Below are 15,249 nucleotides of genomic sequence, written 5' to 3'. Positions count from 1 at the left end.
GATTCGAGATGAGTGAGCCATTGAAGGCGGGCCTTCGCCCTGCCCTCGCCCTTGCCTTGTTGGTGGCGTTGCCATCGGCCTGGGCCGGAGAGGCGAAGAAGCAGGACGGTGCTGCGCCGTGCATCGAAGTACAGGTCAACGGCGAGCGCATCCCCCCGTGGGAATGCCTGCAACGCAGGCTGGCACCGGCGCCGAAATCGGCGAAGTCAGCGGCGCTGCCGGATGCCGAACGCCTGATGCGGCAGCCCGGCAACCAGCTGATGCAGTACAACATGGAAGGCACGCGGCAACGCATGGGCGATGCCTTCGGGCGGTCGGTGGTACCGCAGCGTCCGGCGCGATGAACCCATGCATCTGCAGAGCCGAGCCCACGCCCGGCTGCGCCTGCACACCATTCAACAGCCATGCAGAGGCAGCCGAGCGCGGGCTCGGCTCTACCGAGCGCCGCCCTGCGGAGCGGCCGGCACGATGCCATCGTTAGGCACCGGTGGCAGCGCGGGCACCGGCAGGCTGCGCGATTGCCCGGCCTGGTTCAGTTCCACCGCGTTGGCGCTGATGCTGGCCAGCACCGTACAGGGCCCCAGCCGCTGGCCGGGCGCGTAAGCCTCCGGCGGGCGTCCATCCACCGACAACAGGGCCAGGGGCGCGTGGTCACCCGCCATCACACCCAGCACGACCACCTCGGTCTGCACCGCACCGGGCGACAGCAGCCGCACCAGCGGCAGACTGGCCACCGCATCGAACAGCGGCCGGGCCGGCGCATCGGCATGCGCTTCGCTGGCCGCCGCCGCAGGCGCCACCGCAGACAGGGTGACGCTCCAATAGGCCACCACCGCCAGCAGCAGGGTGGCCGCCAGCAGGGTCAACATCCGATTGCGATCCCAGCGCCTGCCATCCATGTTCCGCACCATCGCCACGTTCGTGTCCGCCCACGCTAGCAGCCGCCGCTGACGCTTTTGTTTCATCATGCGGGCCTACGCTGGCAGGCATCGACCTGGACAGGAGGCAACGTCGATGCAGCACGTGCCGCGTGGTTTCACCCTGCTGGAACTGATGGTGGTGCTGGTGATCATCGGTATCTGCACGGCGGGCATCGGCCTGGGCCTGGGCAGCCTGCTCGACCCCGCGCGCCAGCTGCGGCAGGAGGCCGAACGACTGGCGCAGCGCCTGCAGGTGGCGCGCGACGAGGCCCGCATCGATGGCCGCCCCCTGCGCTGGCAGGCCGACGCCGCCGGCTACCGGTTCAGCAGGCGCGAAGGCACCCGCTGGGTGGACGTGCAACGCGACGACCTGCTGCGCCCACAGCCATGGCAACCGGCCGGCATCGTGGTGCAGCCGGCCACCCCGGTTGAACTGAGCCCGGAGTGGATCGGCGTGGCATGGGAACTGACGTTGTCGTTGCAGGGCCGCCAGCTGCGTCTTCGTGACGATGGCAGCGGACAGTTGCAGGTCGTGCAGTGAAGCGGAACATGCGCGGATTCACCTTGATCGAAGTGCTGATCGCACTGGCGATCGTTTCGATTGCGCTGGCTGCGGTCATGCGCTCGGTCGCGGTGGCCACCGACGATCAGTCACGCCTGCACGACCGTCGCTTGGCGCTGTTGTGCGCGCAGGACCGCTGGCAGGAGCTGCGCCTGGCCGGGCAGCCGCCGCAGGATGCACGGCTGCGCTGCGTGCAGGGGCGAAGCAGTTTCCTGGTGCTGCAGCATATCGGCACGGGGGGTGACGGACAGCCGCAACTGGAACTCAGCGTGGCTGCCGAAGATGCACCGCGGCAGTCGCTGGCGCGGATGCAGCTGCCGTGGACCGCGGCGCAATGAAGCGTACCGCAGCAGGCTTTACCCTTATCGAGGTGATGATCGCGATCACCATCATGGGCGTGCTGGCGCTGATCTGCTGGCGAGCGCTCGACAGCGTGGCCAGCAGCGACCAGCGCCTGCGCCGGGCCGATGCCGAGACCACGACGGCACTACGCGTGCTGCAGCAGTTCCAGCGCGATATCGAGATGCGTGCCGACGATGCGCTGATGAACGGCGCGGTGCGCCCGGCGGATCGTCCGCAGCGACTGCTGCCGCCTTCGCTGGTGAGCGAACGGTACCCGGATGGCAGCTTTGCGCTGGAAATCACCCGCAGCGTCGACAGTGATGGGCTGCGCTGGCAGCGGGTGCGCTGGTGGCGGCAAGGCAACACGCTATGGCGCGCCAGCGGTACGGCGACGGACCGCTATCCCCTGCCCGCACCGGTTCCTTCGGAAGGCATTGCAGTGGCAAAGGATGTGCGGCGGTTCGAGGTGCGCGCCTGGCAACCCGGGGCCGGCTGGGCGATGCTGCCGAGCGAGGGCGAGGTGCTGCCGGCCACCGGGCTGGAACTGCGGCTGGGCCTGCGTGACGGGCGTGGACCGCTGGGCTACCGGCGCGTGCTGGAGCTTTAGGATTCCTCCCAGGCAAAGCACCCACGCATGGCGTGGATCTACTGCCGAGCGGCTTCTACTGCCCGGCCTGCCCTGGTGGGTGCCGACCGTTGGTCGGCACTGAGGCTGGTCCGGGCATCCGCGCATGGCGTGGATCTACTGCGGAGCCTGCCGCCGGGCGCGCTCCTGCACCCGGCGGCGCCGTGTCGGTGGTCCTCACCGCTGATGGCCGCTCCCTGCCCTCCGTGCCATCCTGGCTGGGGCCGCTGCCGTTCCGTGGCGGCTGGCCCGATGCTGTTCGTTCTTTCGGCCCGGTCGCATCCACGCATGGCGTGGATCTACTGCCGAGCTTGGTGGGCAGCAACGTGTGCCGACCAAGGACGGCACCTACCGGCGCTGTGTGCCCTCGTCGCGACTTGCCTGCGGGAACTGGAAGGCACTGTTGGCGTCATAACCGCTGTTGGCAGTGTTGCCACGCGCCGGCGGATTGATGGCGCTGGTACCACTGCCGAAGCCCAGAATCTGCACGCTGATCACCGACGGCTGGTTGCGCCGTGCCTCGTCCTGGCTCTTGCGCATCACATCCTGTGCCGCCTGGCTGGCGCTGTTGGCTGCCGCACTGGCCGAGGCCAGCGCATTGACGTTCACCGATGCCAGCACCGGCAGGCCCTTGCTCTCGCCCTGTACCTGGATGTTGGCGGCATTGAGCACCTGCAGCGCCGCCAGGTTGATGTTGCCCGAGACGCGGATACCAGCCTCGCCCGCGTCGATGGTGCCCAGCGGCGCGACCAGGTCGACGTCGCCCGGCGGCACTTCGGCGATGGGGTTCAACGTCGCGATGCCGGCACCGCTGGCCGGAGCCTGCGGCGACAGGATCACATTGCCCCAGCCGTCATAGACGCGACGCGGTGGCGTGTACAGCAGCGTCGTCTGCGAACCGCGACCGGCATTGATGTCACCCTGCTCCGACCACGCCAGGATGTCGCCGCCGAACGTGGTCATCACCCGCGACAGGCCCAGCAGCACGCTGTCCTGGCTGAACAGGCGGATATCGCCCTGCCCCTGGGTGACAAGGCCGGCGCTGGCAGGTGGCACCACGCCCTGCACACCGATCACGATCTGCCCACCCGGTGCCATCAGCTCGATGTTGCCGCCCGCCTCGGTACGCACGCCGGAGCCACCGTACATCACGATGTCGCCGGTACGGTCGATCGTCGCACCGGCCGCATTCCTGTCCGGCATCAGCGTGGCGATGGCTTCGCGCCCACGCAGGTAGGAGCCGAAGCGGGGCCCTTCTGCATCGGTATATTCCCTTCCACCTTCGCGCAGCTCGGCGTAATAGACCTGGCGCAGGAAGATACGCTGCTGTTCCTGCGGCAACGCATCGAACGCAGCCAGCGCCGCGTCGCCATCGGCGGCCATGCCGAAGCGTTGCTGCAGCCACTGCTTCAGCTCCTGGTTGTAGACCTTGACTGCCTTGCCCGGCTGCGATGAAAGCGATTGCGCGGGATCGGCAAGGTTGACTGGGTCCAGATAACGGGCACGCAGGGCCGCGAAGTCGATCTGCTGGTTGCCGGCCGTCAGCGCGATGCTGGCGCCGGGACGAGTGTCGCCCTGCACGATGCCACCGAGGCTGACGATGCTGCCCGCATCCTCCTGGCGCAGCTGGCGGCCGGCACTGATCTCGGTGGTGCCGGGGCCAGCGATGGTCGCGTTCAGATGCACGATGTCGCGGCCTGCCGCCGCAACCGTGATGTCGGTGGGCGCGGTGTTCAACGCGGTCATCGACACCCCGAGGATGTCCCGGCCTGCCCGCAGTTGCACGGCGCCGGCGGCCTCGAACCAGTTCAGCTGCGTGCGCTGCCCCGCGTTGACATTCAGCGTGCGCTGGGCGCCGGTGGCCAGACCCATGATGTCGCCCTGCACCGCGTAGAAGCGGCTCGGCGCCAGTGCCGCAGACACAGTGGACAGCGGCGTATTCGGACCGAATGCGAACAGTGGGAGCGACCCCGCCGGCGATGCCGTGTTGCCGTCGACGGACAGGTTGTGCCGCGTGCGGGTCACATTGCCTGCGGAATCCCCCTGCTCGGCCATGAATGCCGGGTCGAAGGGTCCCGGCAGGCGCGCGTCACTGGCCGAGCGCGCGATCTGGGTCGCGCCAGGCTGGGCGAAGATGCCGCCACCGGCCAGGACGTCCAGCCGTCCTGTCGCCGAGGGTGCCAGCAGAATCACATCCTGCGTCCCCGGCGTGGCGCTGATCCGGTCCAGCTTGATGTCACCCTGCGCAGCAATCGCGCTGAAGCGCGAAGGATAGAGCCAGTAATTCAGCAGATCATCACCGCCACGCACAACAAGCTGGACCTGCTCCCGCCACAGATTGCTGCCCGTCACGTTTTCCGGCCCGGCGAGGCCTGGCGCGAGGTCACCACCGGCACTGAACAGATCCACGGCCGTGTTGGCGGTCCACAGGGAGAACCACGTACTGCCTGCAGCGCGCGCGCCGTCATCCTGCAGCACCGCGCTGTAGTTGGCCAGCGGAACCCGGCCGGCATCGGCGACGCCGCCGAGCACCACATCGCCCCGCGCCTGCAGCTGCGCGGCGGCGTCGCCCAGCACCAGCACCGGCCCGCCCATCGCGCGGGCGGCGTCGGGCGCAAACAGGTCTGCCGCCCGCTGCTTACCCAGCGTCGCGTAGCTTTCCAGGGTGACGCCCATTGCACCGATGCGCCCCGCATCGAGCTGCAGGCTCCCACGCAGGTTGCTGAAGGTACCGTTGAGGTCGAGATTCTGTCCCGCCCTGGAGGGGTTGAGGCTGGAGATCGTCGCCTGCAGGTTCGGATTCAGCGCGCCACCGATACGCAGCTGCAGGTCGCCGCCGCCGGTCAGATGCAGCTGGCCATCGCTGACCCGGCCGGTCGATCCCACCGCAGCAATGATCGCACCCGAGCGCGGTGCGATCGTCGACACCAACGCGTCACCTATCGCATCGCGCACGCCGGCGTCACGCCCGGCCTCCAGCGTCAGGTTGCCCCCGCCCAATGTGCCGAAGCCGGTGAAACCAACCATCCGTGGAGAGGCGCCAGCGGCAGCGGACACGTTGGTGTATGCGCCAAAGTTCACCCACCAGCTGGTCGGCACCGGCTCCACCCCAGTGGTGCCGCCGGTACCCTGCCGCCACAGCCAGTTGCCGACCGCGGCACTGGAGTACAGCGCCCAGTCGCGATCGCTGCTGCCCGACTCTGCGCGCGCGGTCCAGGCGTCGCCGACGATATCGCGCCCGGCTTCGACGCGCAGGTTGCCACCATGATCCGGATACCAGGCCTGGTAGCCTGCCATCGCGGCGTCATAGCTGCCCGGCACCAGGTTCGGTCCCAGCACTGCGGTGTTCCAAGGGGCCGCTGCACGGGGCGAATTGAAGGCAGCGTCGCGGCCCCCACCCAGCGCGGCGGGAGTGCCGGCGGTGTAGACGCCAAAGCCTGACTTCATCACGACGTCACCGGCCGCGAGCAGTTCCATGTCGCCCCTGCCGGTGCGCAGTACGCTCCACGCCGGCGTGCCTGCGCGCTTGCCGTAAGTGGTCACTTCGGTCTGCGTGCCGCCGCCGGCGCAGTAGGTGGGCGCGGTGCTGCAGAACTCGTCTTCGGTCATGCCAAACATCGCGGCGAAGTCCTTCGCAGGAGTGCCTGCGTAGGACTCGTCGCCCCAGTAATCCAGCGAGCCCTGCGCGGCCACCTGGCGGGGTGCCGGGCCGCAGTAGTCGGCCGACATCGCGCAGAACTCGTCTTCGGTGAAGCCGAACATGTCGGCCAGCTCCGCGATCGGACGGCCTGCATAGGAGGTGTCGCCGATCCAGTCCAACGATGCCTGCTCGGTCAACGCGCGATCCCCCACCCAGATGATTTCCGTCTTGACCGTGCCGATCGAGCCCTGGTGGGTATCGGCCAGCACCACGCTGCCTTCGCTGCCCCAGCGCCGGCTGCGTGGGTCGGCTGCCCCGGCATCGGCACCGGCAACAACGGTCAGGTCCCAGGAGGTGGTGCCCTCGGCCAGCATCGGCGCCAGCGCCCAGTTGCGCCCCTGGTTGCCGCCGGCATCGGCCGGCCTCAGATTCAGCGGCGCGTCGCCGGGCAGCTCCACCTTGGTCAACGACGGGATGTACGCGCCCACCTTGAGCGCGACTTCGCGTGCCAGGCGCAGCGCAACCGGCAGCACCGCGCCGGCGGGCCACTCCTGTGCCGCCATCTGTACCGCACTGCGCAGGCGGAAGCCGGCCCCCAGCCGCGCACCGGCCGCCAGCATCAGCGGCTCCTGCAGCACGGTGCCCGCGGCCAGCGTCTGCCCGGAGTCGGTGGTCACCGCCGCACCCAGCACCGTGCCTGCAGGCAGCCGCAGGTTCTGCGAGATCACCATCGGCGCGGGCAGCACGGTACCGACCGGAAGCGTTACCGATTCGACCGGCACGTCATAGTTCAGGCGGGTGCCGGCCTGGAACTCGGTGCCGGGCTGCAGCTTCACTCCGTCCACCGGCACCACCAGCCCACCGCCAAAGGGGGTGTGCCCCGCGCTGCCATTGCGGCCCTCGTACAGCTGCCAGCCGCCCTCATCCGGCGTGGACGGCGGCGGTGCGAACCCATCGTTGATGCTGCCGTAGACGTTGATGTTGCCTTCGGCGCGCAGCACCAGCGAGGCCGATTCGCCGAAGCCACGCCGCGATGGATCGGCGCGGTTGGCATCGGGGCCATAACGGTAGCCGGACAGATCGATGTCGCCGGCGATGGTCAGGTCGCCGTCCGGGTTGGCGTCGCTGCGCCGCGCCAGCACCTGCACGCCGGGACGAAGGCGCACATCGCCCAGCGCCCGCGTGCGCTGCTGCAGATCCGCGTTGCCCAGCGCACCATCGATCCAGGCCACGCTGTGCGGATCGACCACCTGGTCCAGCCACTGCTGGGTGACCAGCTGCGCGCGGTTGCCGCGCACGTCAGCGGTGGTTGCCAGGGGCGCATCGTCGTAGCGGCGAACACCATTGAGCTGGATGTCGGCCGCGCCATCGATGCGCAGGCCGGTGGCCGCGGCAATCGCCGCGTCGTTGCTGCCCAGCCGCGGCACATCGATCTTCAGCGTGCCGCGCGGGGTGCCATCGTTCTGGCCAGGACGTCCACCGACGGTAACGTCGCTGCCCGCACGCAGGTCCAGCTGCGCCGCGCTGCCCAGGCCGACGGCACCTTCGGCGCTGCCCAGCGTGATGGTGGCCCGGTTTGGACTGTCGATGATCTTGCCATGGCTGTCCACGCGCAGGCCGGTACCGTGCGCGTCCAGCGTGCCGTCCACCTGCAACTGATCGCGGGCGTACAGGCGGATGCTGCCGACCTGCTCGCCGCTGGCATCGATGCGGCCGGCCACGGTCAGGCTGCCCGCGTCGACGCTGATGTCGACCCGGCGCGCCTTCACTTCGTCGCCGATCCGCAGATCGCCCTCACCGATCTGGAAGCTGCGACCGCCGACGACGCCGCCGGCAGTCAATCGCTGGTTGAGGCCGGCGAAGTCCTGCAGCTGGTGTGCCCGCACCACCAGTTCGCCACCGTCATAGGGCACCAGCGTGCCACCGGCATCGTAACGACCAGTGGCGGCACCCTGCAGAACACCGGCCAGATCGGCTCGGCCGGCCATTGCGGTGACCGTCAGGCGCCCGCCGCGGTTGTTGCGTGCGGAAACATCGATGCGGGAGGCCGCATCGGAGCGGATGTCACCCGTGTCGCTGGACAGCAGGACATCGCCGCCCCAGCTGAACTTGTCCACGTCGTACAGCGAGACCTTGCGCCCGGCCAGGTCCAGCGCGGCCCGGCTGCCAAGCGTGATGCCCTCGCGCGCGTTCGCCGACAGCCGTCCGGACGCCAGCGCGACCGTGCTGTCCAGCGTGATCCGGTTGGCGTCGATGCTCAGCTCACTGCCCAGTGCATCGCCACCCGCCCTGCCGGTGCCCCCCTGCAGGCGGAAGTCGCCGCCGGTGCGCACGCGCAGCTGCGCGGCGGGATCGGCCGTCAACAGCGGTGTATCGATACCCAGGCTGCCTCCGCTGTACTGCCAGCCCTTGTCGGCCAGATAGTCGCCGCGCTGCTGGAACACGTCCAGCGTGCCCTGCGCGGAGAACGACAGCTGCTCCGAGGCACTCAGGTTCAGCGCACTGAAGCCGAGCACCTGCCGGTTCGCAGGTACTTCAGAGCTGGGACGGCTGAATGGCGCCCGCCCCAGCTGCAGCTGGCGGGTGACGATGTCCAGTTGCCCGGCCCCGAGCCGGTCCACCATCGGATCGGCCGGCGGCACCGTCGCGTCGCTGCCCGGCGCCTGGCTCGCCGCCAATGAGCCGTCCCAGACCAGCGTGTCCACCAGAATGCGCGCGCGGTCGGTCGCCGCACCGTAGCCGCGGATGGCCTGCGCACCGAGCACAAGCGTCTGCAGGCCACTGCGGCCGGTGGCACTGTCGCGCGCATCCAGGTCGACGCTGCCGAACACGTTGACAGACTCCCGCGCGACCAGGCTCAGCGTGTCCAGCGCCGGCGCGCCGGTCGCATCATTGCCGCGCAGCAGTTGTTGCAGCACGGACTGGTTCATGGTCATGCCACTGGGCAGCGCCCCGGCCGCAGCGGCCTGGGCGATCGCTTCGGCACTGCCGAGGTTCAGCGCCGCCATGCTCAGGCCGAGCTGGCGGGTGCCATAGCTGGCCGAGTCGCGCATCTGCAGCGCGCCATCGGTCGCTACCGCGATGCTGCCATCGGAAACCAGCCGCGTCTGGCCGTCGCACGCCGCCTGGCATCCGCCGATGTCGATCGCCACCGGACCGGCCTCCACCCCGGTGGTGCCGGTGATCAGGTTCAGGCGCTGGTTGGACACCGCCAGCAGGCCGCCGGAGACCTGGTAAGGCAGGGTCGCGCTGGCATTCGCGTTGGCGGATGCGAACGGCAGTGTATCGAGGGTCGCACCGGCCTCGACCAGCACGCCGCTGCCACCGGAGGCCGCTGCCACCAGCACTTCCGGTGCGTTCAAGGTGACGCCGGAACGGATCGCCACGCTGCGCGCCTGGCCGGTCACCGCAACCTGCGAGGCCTCCTGGTTGAACTGCCCGCCGATCATCATCCGCGCCGGCAGGAAGGCATTGAGCGCGTCGTCGCTGAAGGTGGCGCCGCGATCACGCGCCTGCGATGGCGCGCTGCCATCGACGATCTCCAGCGAACCGACCGCCGGGCTCGCCAACGTGGCTGCCAGCGTGCCACCACGCCCCTTGTCGGTGGCAGCCGCGAACCGCGCGGTGCCGGCGAAGTGGATGGCAGGCGTGTCTGCACGACCTGCACCTTCGCCCAGCGCAAGGGTCAACCCGAGCGCATCGATGGTCTGCCAGCCACGCGACTCGCCGCGGCGGTCAGCTACCGATTGCGCGAAGCTGTTGTAGGAGGTTTCGTTGTAGCCCGAGTGCCGGCGTACCACTGCCGCGGGAGTCAGCAGGATGTCGGTGAGCAACGGCGAGATTGCCGCGCCCAGCGCCGTGCGCTGCTGCCCGGACACACGCCAGGTGCCGGTGCCGGTCGCAATCGGTTGCACGATGCCGGAGGTGCCGGTGGCGCCCAGCTCCACCCGGAATGCGCCGGGCTGCAGCGCATAGCTTGCCGGCATCAGCGTGTAGGTGCCGGCCGCCAGGCCGGGCACGCCAGCCGGCACGGTGATCTGCTGGCCCACCGCCGGAGCTGCGAACCCTTCTTCGCCACTGGGGGCGAACGCCCCGGCGCGTCCCGGTACGATCGCGTACACCGGGTTGCCCGACGCACTGAACCCGTAGCGCGGGTTGGCGTCGGCCAACGCCGTTCGCCGGACGTCGACAGAGCCACCGCGTCCTGACACGAAGGCGGCGCCGGTCAGCTCACCACCGCCGGACATGTCCAGCAGGGCCCCCGGCGCCACCTCGATCTCGTTGGCCTTCAGTGTCACCCCCATCGAGGAGATACCGGCCGGCGTCAGCGAACCCAGGCTGCGCGTACCGACCCGCCAGTCAACACCATCGACGGTGCCACCATAGGGCAGCGACAAGCCGGCGCCACTGGTCGAGGTTACGCTGCCTGGCAGCAGTTCCACCCGGCTGCCGACGGTTCCGTTCTGGATCAGGCCACCCAGCTGCAGCGTGCCCATCGGCGCCTGTACGTTGCCGCCCTGCTGCACCGTGGCGGCCACCAGGCGAAGCGTACCCAGCGCCGATTCCGGCGCTGGCTTCGTGGCCGCACCGGTGCCGTGGATGCGCAGCACGGCATCCGGATCGGACCAGTAATCAGCGGTCTGCACGGTCTGCGCCGACGCGCCGGCCACCAGCGTGCCGACCGCGCCTGTGGTGGGATACAGGCGCGCAGCGGTCACGTCCATCGAACCAGCCGTCATCAACGCGCTGGTGTTGCCACTGCTGGCAATGCCGTTGGTCAGGCGCACGTCACTGCGGCTTTCCAGCGCCACATGCTTGAAACCCGGCAGCCAGGTGACGTCGCGGATGTCGATCAGCCCGGCCTGCACCGCCAGCGCGTGATCTTCCGGCCCGGACGAAGCGACCGCGGCGGTGCCCTGCAGGTTCTCGCCCGGCATCTGGCGCCAGCGTGCCTGCGCCAGGCGAACGTAGGGCGCACTCAGTCGCAGCCCCGACGATGGCCCGGCATCCACGGCCATGCCCAGGCTCGAAGTACCCTGGCCGTGGATGCGCAGGCTCTGGGCCAGGCGCAGGTCGACGTCGCCGACCGCGCGGATGTCACCGAACACGGACAGATTGTCGAAACCGCCAGCCTGCAGCTGCTCGACCGACAACGCGGCGTGGCCATACTCCAATGTGGCCGGCAGTGGCTGCCCCGGCGCGCTGTGCTGGCTGAGGGTGATCGCACGTGACCGCAGTACCTCCTCGTTGGCGCCACGTGCATGGATGCTGCCGCCAAAGGCCAGCCCCAGGGTGCCGCCGCGTGCGCCGGCACCGCCGGCGGCCGCATCCATCCCGCCGTCCAGGTACAGCGCATTGGCCGAGCGCAGCACGATCTGCCCGCCATCGCTGTCCACGCGCACGCGGCCCTGGCCGTCGACGTCCAGCTCGGCCGACGCACCCCGCGCCTGCAGGCGCGCACCGCGTTCGACCACCACGAAGGCTTCCGGTGGTCGGTTGTCGACGAATGCTGTGGTCTCCCAGTCCAGCGCCCCGCCGATCTCGATGCGTCCACCCGCGCGCACCTGCCCGCGCAGACGGCCGCTGGAATCGGGCAGCGAAATCGCGTCTGCATCGGCATCCAGCAGCGCGCCTTCGGCGAAACGCCAGATGCGTTCGGTGCGCTGCCCGGCGTACAGCGCGTTCTCCGGGCGCACATCGTCGATCAGGATGCGTCCGCCCTTCGCGCGCAGCGTGCCTTCAACATCGATGTTGCCCGCACCAAGCAGCGAGATCGTCTGGCCTGGATCGACCGCCACCAGTGCATCCTTGCCGACCCGCAGGTCACCGCCCACGCTGTTGCGCTCCGAACGCAGGCTGATGCTCGCACCCGCGCGCTGGCTGACGCGCCCGCTCGACGGATCGGCGCTGTACAGCGGCGCGTCCCACGCCGCCAGTGCGGACGCCCGGTCGGTCGCCATCGGCGCGTCCTGGGTCAGGCGCAGGCCTGGCAGGGCAGCGACCAGCCGCGCGCCATCGGCCACCTCCACGCCGTGGTGGCCATTGATGTCGTACTGCGCGAAGCCACTGCCGAACAGGCCGGGGTCCAGTCGCAGCGACGCGCCCGCCAGGTCCGCATCGCCCACCCGCACCTGGCCACCGGTACCCAGCGAGAAAGAACCACCGCCCTGTCCTCGACCACTGAACCGGCTTCCCTCACCCAGTTGCACCCGGCCACTGCCGTCGGTCGTCACCGTACTGCTGTTCGCCTGCAGGCTGACGCTGCCGCCTTTGCCGATATGGGCCTTGCCGCGCAGGTCCAGCGCGGCACCGGCCTCGACGTCAACCGTTGCCTTGGCGCCCACGGCCACGTCATGACTGTTGCCCAGGCTCAGGCGGCCGCCATCCGTCCAGGCACCGCTCGCGTCGCGCGGCATCGCCAGTGAGGCGTTGCTCCATTCGCCGGAGAGATCGATCCGCGTGCCGTCGGCAATGACGGTGCGGGCGCGGCCATCGTGCAGCAGCGCCGTCGGCCGGCCCTGGACATCCAGCAGGTTGCCCGCCGACAACTGGCCGCCGGCAATGCCGATGTCGCCTGCCAGCTCCACCTCGCTGCCGGTCAGGTTGAGCTGCCCGCCGGCCTGAAGCCGAAGGCTGCTGTCGATGCGGATGCGATCGGCGGTCGCCAGGTCGATCCGCCCCCACTGCTGGGCACTCAGCTCTGCGATATCCAGCCACACCGTGTCACGCAGCTCCTCGTTGACCGGAGCCGCCAGCGACCACGCCGTCTTCGTCGGAGCCTTGTCGCCCAGGCGCACATCCGAGCCGAACACACCACTGCGGCCCTGGCCGTCATAGCGCCCCAGGTACAACTGCGCATTGCGCGCGACCGCCGTCTGCGCCTGTGCATAGCCATCCAGTGCGGCATCCGGCCTGCGGTTCTGCTGCGCGCCCTGGAAGGTGGCAGTCTCAACCTTTCCATCCAGCACCGCGGTCGGTGCGGAGACGATCAGCCGTCCTGCATCGCGGCCGACCGTGTACCCGTTATCGACCCGCTGCGCCGCGAATACGATCGGATCACGGAAGGTCTCGGTGATGCCCCAGCGTTCCTGCTTCACTTCATGGCCGCTGTACAGGCCATCGAACAGCATCTCCGCTGGCGCCTCATCAAGACGGTAGACCTGGCCATCAACGCCGCGCACCCAGCTCTGCCGGACCACGCCGCTCTGCACATCCAGGCTGCCGCCGGCAAGGTTGATGCGTGAGCCACCTTGCGTGATCACTTCCCTGCCGCCCAGCAGGACGGTGCCTCCCTGCGCAGCCCATTCGCCGATCGAGTGCCCCTGGTTGTCGAGGTAGCCCCCCACTTCCAGCAGGCCGCCTGCGGCGTACCAGCGCTCACCCTCGTAGCCCCCGGTACCGGCCGGAACGTGGACCAGCCTGCGGCGGTCGACCCAGACTTCGCTGCTGGTCAGCTTGCCGCTGTCGCGGTTGTCCAGGGCATCGCGCAGTTCGTTGCCCTGCACCTTGACCTGGACATTGTTGCTCTCCATCGACACCCGCACGCCCACTGCGCCGGACACGTCCACGCGCGCGGCATCGTCCACGTAGCTACGGGCCGCCGCATCGGCAATGATCTGGCCGCCCGTGGCAACCGTCAGCGAATCCGCGCTGAAATGGATGTTGCCCCCCGAGACGATCTCCACCCGCGACTGGTCCCGGCGATCATTGTGCTGGGACAGATTGTCGAAGGTTGCCGAACGCGCGCCAGCGCGGATCGCGTCCTGCTCGGCCGATTCCTTGATTAGGGCGTCGCGCTGCGTATCCAGCACCGTGGTCTTGCCATCGTCCTCGATCAGCACCGCCGTGGTGGCTCCGTCAGCAAGCGTGACGCTGCTGCCTGCATCACTGGCCGAGGCCAGAAGATGCACGGTGCCGCGCTGTGCAAGCGTGGTGCTGGCCACGGCCACACCGGCCTGCTCGACGCTGCGTCCGGCCAGGGTCACGTCACCCTCGAGTGCGCGCAGCAGACCGGTATTGCGCACGCTGCCAGCCGTGCTGCCAGCGATGAAGCGCGGCGCGATTTCATTGCCGCGGGTGGTGGAACTGGTGTTGGCGGCCGTACCCACGCCGCGCCGGATCACGAAACTGTCACCTGCTGCGAGCTGCACCTGGCCCTTGCGCGCTTCGATCTGGCCAGCATTGTCCACGCTGTGCCCGGCCAGCAGCACGTAGCCACCGCCGCGCGTCGCACTGGTCGGCTCATGGGTCGCGATGCGCGCGCCCCGCTCCACCATCACCTTGCCGAATGCATCGCTGAGCGCGCTGCTGCTGGCGTCGGGGCTGTACAGGCCGTTGTCGCCGAACTGCGCATCGCTGATCCGTGCTGCAGCCGCCAGCAGATTGCGTACATTGACCTGGCTGTTGTTGCCGAACACCACGCCGTTGCGGTTGGCCACGAACACCGTGCCACTGGCCTTCAGCTGGCCCAGGATCTGGCTGGGCCGCGCCTGCGGATCGTTGACGCGGTTCAGTACGGCCCAGTCAGGGTTCTGCAGGAAATTCAGCGTGGTGTTGCCGCCGATGTTGAAGGTCTCCCAGTTCAGGATCGCCTTGTCCGCGGTCTGCTCGACCGTGACCTGCACCCTCCCGTCGCTGCCCTGCGACTGGATCACGTCGCGCGCATTGAGCCAGCCACGGGTCAGCGGGTTCTGGTCGACGCTCAGGCCGTCCTTGCCGAGGCCATCGGCAACGATGAAGCCAGCCTCGCGGCGCGCCTGCCGCGCCTGTTCCTGCAGGCGCTGCTGCAGGGCAATCGCCTGCGCCGCAGTGCCAAGATTGTCGATCGACTGCTGCAGCTTCTGCCGTGCCGCATCCTGCTGCTGGGCCGGCAACTGGAACTGGATCGGCACGCCGTTGGGCATCCGGCCACTCTGTGCCGCGCTGCCCTGGGCCGCGCCCCGTTCGGCGAACCAGCCCGGACTGAACGCCTGCTGCGCCTGGCTGGCCGGGGCCACCATGCTCCCCAGTGCGACCGCGATGGCCCACGCCATCGGATGATTGCGGCGCATCGACGCGGCCGGATGAACAGCGGACGGAAGCGGGTGCGACATCGGAACCTCATCAACCTGGTGGGCCGCAGCTGCGGCGGCGATCGGGGAGGCACACGCAACGCATGCCC

Annotated in this window: 6 protein-coding genes; 4 read left to right on the top strand and 2 right to left on the bottom strand. The window is 69.3% G+C overall.

Going from position 1 to position 15,249, the window contains the following annotated elements; genetic code table 11:
• Nucleotides 1–8 precede the first annotated feature (8 nt).
• The gene (locus tag AC5QAB_RS06500; RefSeq protein ID WP_197561323.1) at nt 9–344 is read left to right on the top strand and encodes a hypothetical protein; all 336 of its coding nucleotides are present in this window, start codon (nt 9–11) and stop codon (nt 342–344) included.
• A 90-nt stretch (nt 345–434) separates the two neighbouring features.
• On the opposite strand, the gene AC5QAB_RS06495 is transcribed toward AC5QAB_RS06500, so the two are convergent.
• Complete coding sequence (locus AC5QAB_RS06495) at nt 435–911, bottom strand: general secretion pathway protein (protein WP_014647359.1); 477 nt, start codon at nt 909–911, stop codon at nt 435–437.
• 103 nt (nt 912–1,014) lie between these two features.
• Here AC5QAB_RS06495 and gspH point away from each other — a divergent pair, with 103 nt between their 5' ends.
• The 3 genes from gspH to AC5QAB_RS06480 are packed head-to-tail and all read left to right on the top strand — an operon-like array spanning nt 1,015 to nt 2,431.
• A complete protein-coding gene (gspH, locus tag AC5QAB_RS06490; RefSeq protein WP_053495043.1) occupies nt 1,015–1,461 on the top strand; it encodes a type II secretion system minor pseudopilin GspH in 447 nt (148 codons plus the stop codon).
• 8 nt (nt 1,462–1,469) lie between these two features.
• Nucleotides 1,470–1,820: a type II secretion system minor pseudopilin GspI gene (gspI, locus tag AC5QAB_RS06485; RefSeq protein ID WP_197561324.1), complete on the top strand. Its 351-nt coding sequence runs from the start codon at nt 1,470–1,472 to the stop codon at nt 1,818–1,820.
• Complete coding sequence (locus AC5QAB_RS06480) at nt 1,817–2,431, top strand: prepilin-type N-terminal cleavage/methylation domain-containing protein (RefSeq protein WP_164110062.1); 615 nt, start codon at nt 1,817–1,819, stop codon at nt 2,429–2,431. The genes gspI and AC5QAB_RS06480 overlap by 4 nt, the downstream gene beginning before the upstream one ends.
• Nucleotides 2,432–2,797: 366 nt before the next feature.
• On the opposite strand, the gene AC5QAB_RS06475 is transcribed toward AC5QAB_RS06480, so the two are convergent.
• On the bottom strand, nt 2,798–15,181 hold the full coding sequence (locus AC5QAB_RS06475) for a filamentous hemagglutinin family protein (protein ID WP_197561325.1): 12,384 nt from the start codon (nt 15,179–15,181) through the stop codon (nt 2,798–2,800).
• Nucleotides 15,182–15,249: the final 68 nt, after the last annotated feature.

The organism is Stenotrophomonas sp. YJH_SMC_127 (genome assembly GCF_059372445.1).
This window is presented reverse-complemented; position numbering and strand designations above follow the sequence as displayed.

What these genes read in the sequence shown, in the direction of transcription:
- gspH (WP_053495043.1), top strand. Translation starts at nt 1,015, where the DNA reads ATGCAGCACGTGCCGCGTGGTTTCACCCTGCTGGAACTGATGGTGGTG.
- AC5QAB_RS06500 (WP_197561323.1), top strand. Translation starts at nt 9, where the DNA reads ATGAGTGAGCCATTGAAGGCGGGCCTTCGCCCTGCCCTCGCCCTTGCC.
- AC5QAB_RS06475 (WP_197561325.1), bottom strand. Translation starts at nt 15,181, where the DNA reads ATGTCGCACCCGCTTCCGTCCGCTGTTCATCCGGCCGCGTCGATGCGC.
- gspI (WP_197561324.1), top strand. Translation starts at nt 1,470, where the DNA reads ATGCGCGGATTCACCTTGATCGAAGTGCTGATCGCACTGGCGATCGTT.
- AC5QAB_RS06495 (WP_014647359.1), bottom strand. Translation starts at nt 911, where the DNA reads ATGGTGCGGAACATGGATGGCAGGCGCTGGGATCGCAATCGGATGTTG.
- AC5QAB_RS06480 (WP_164110062.1), top strand. Translation starts at nt 1,817, where the DNA reads ATGAAGCGTACCGCAGCAGGCTTTACCCTTATCGAGGTGATGATCGCG.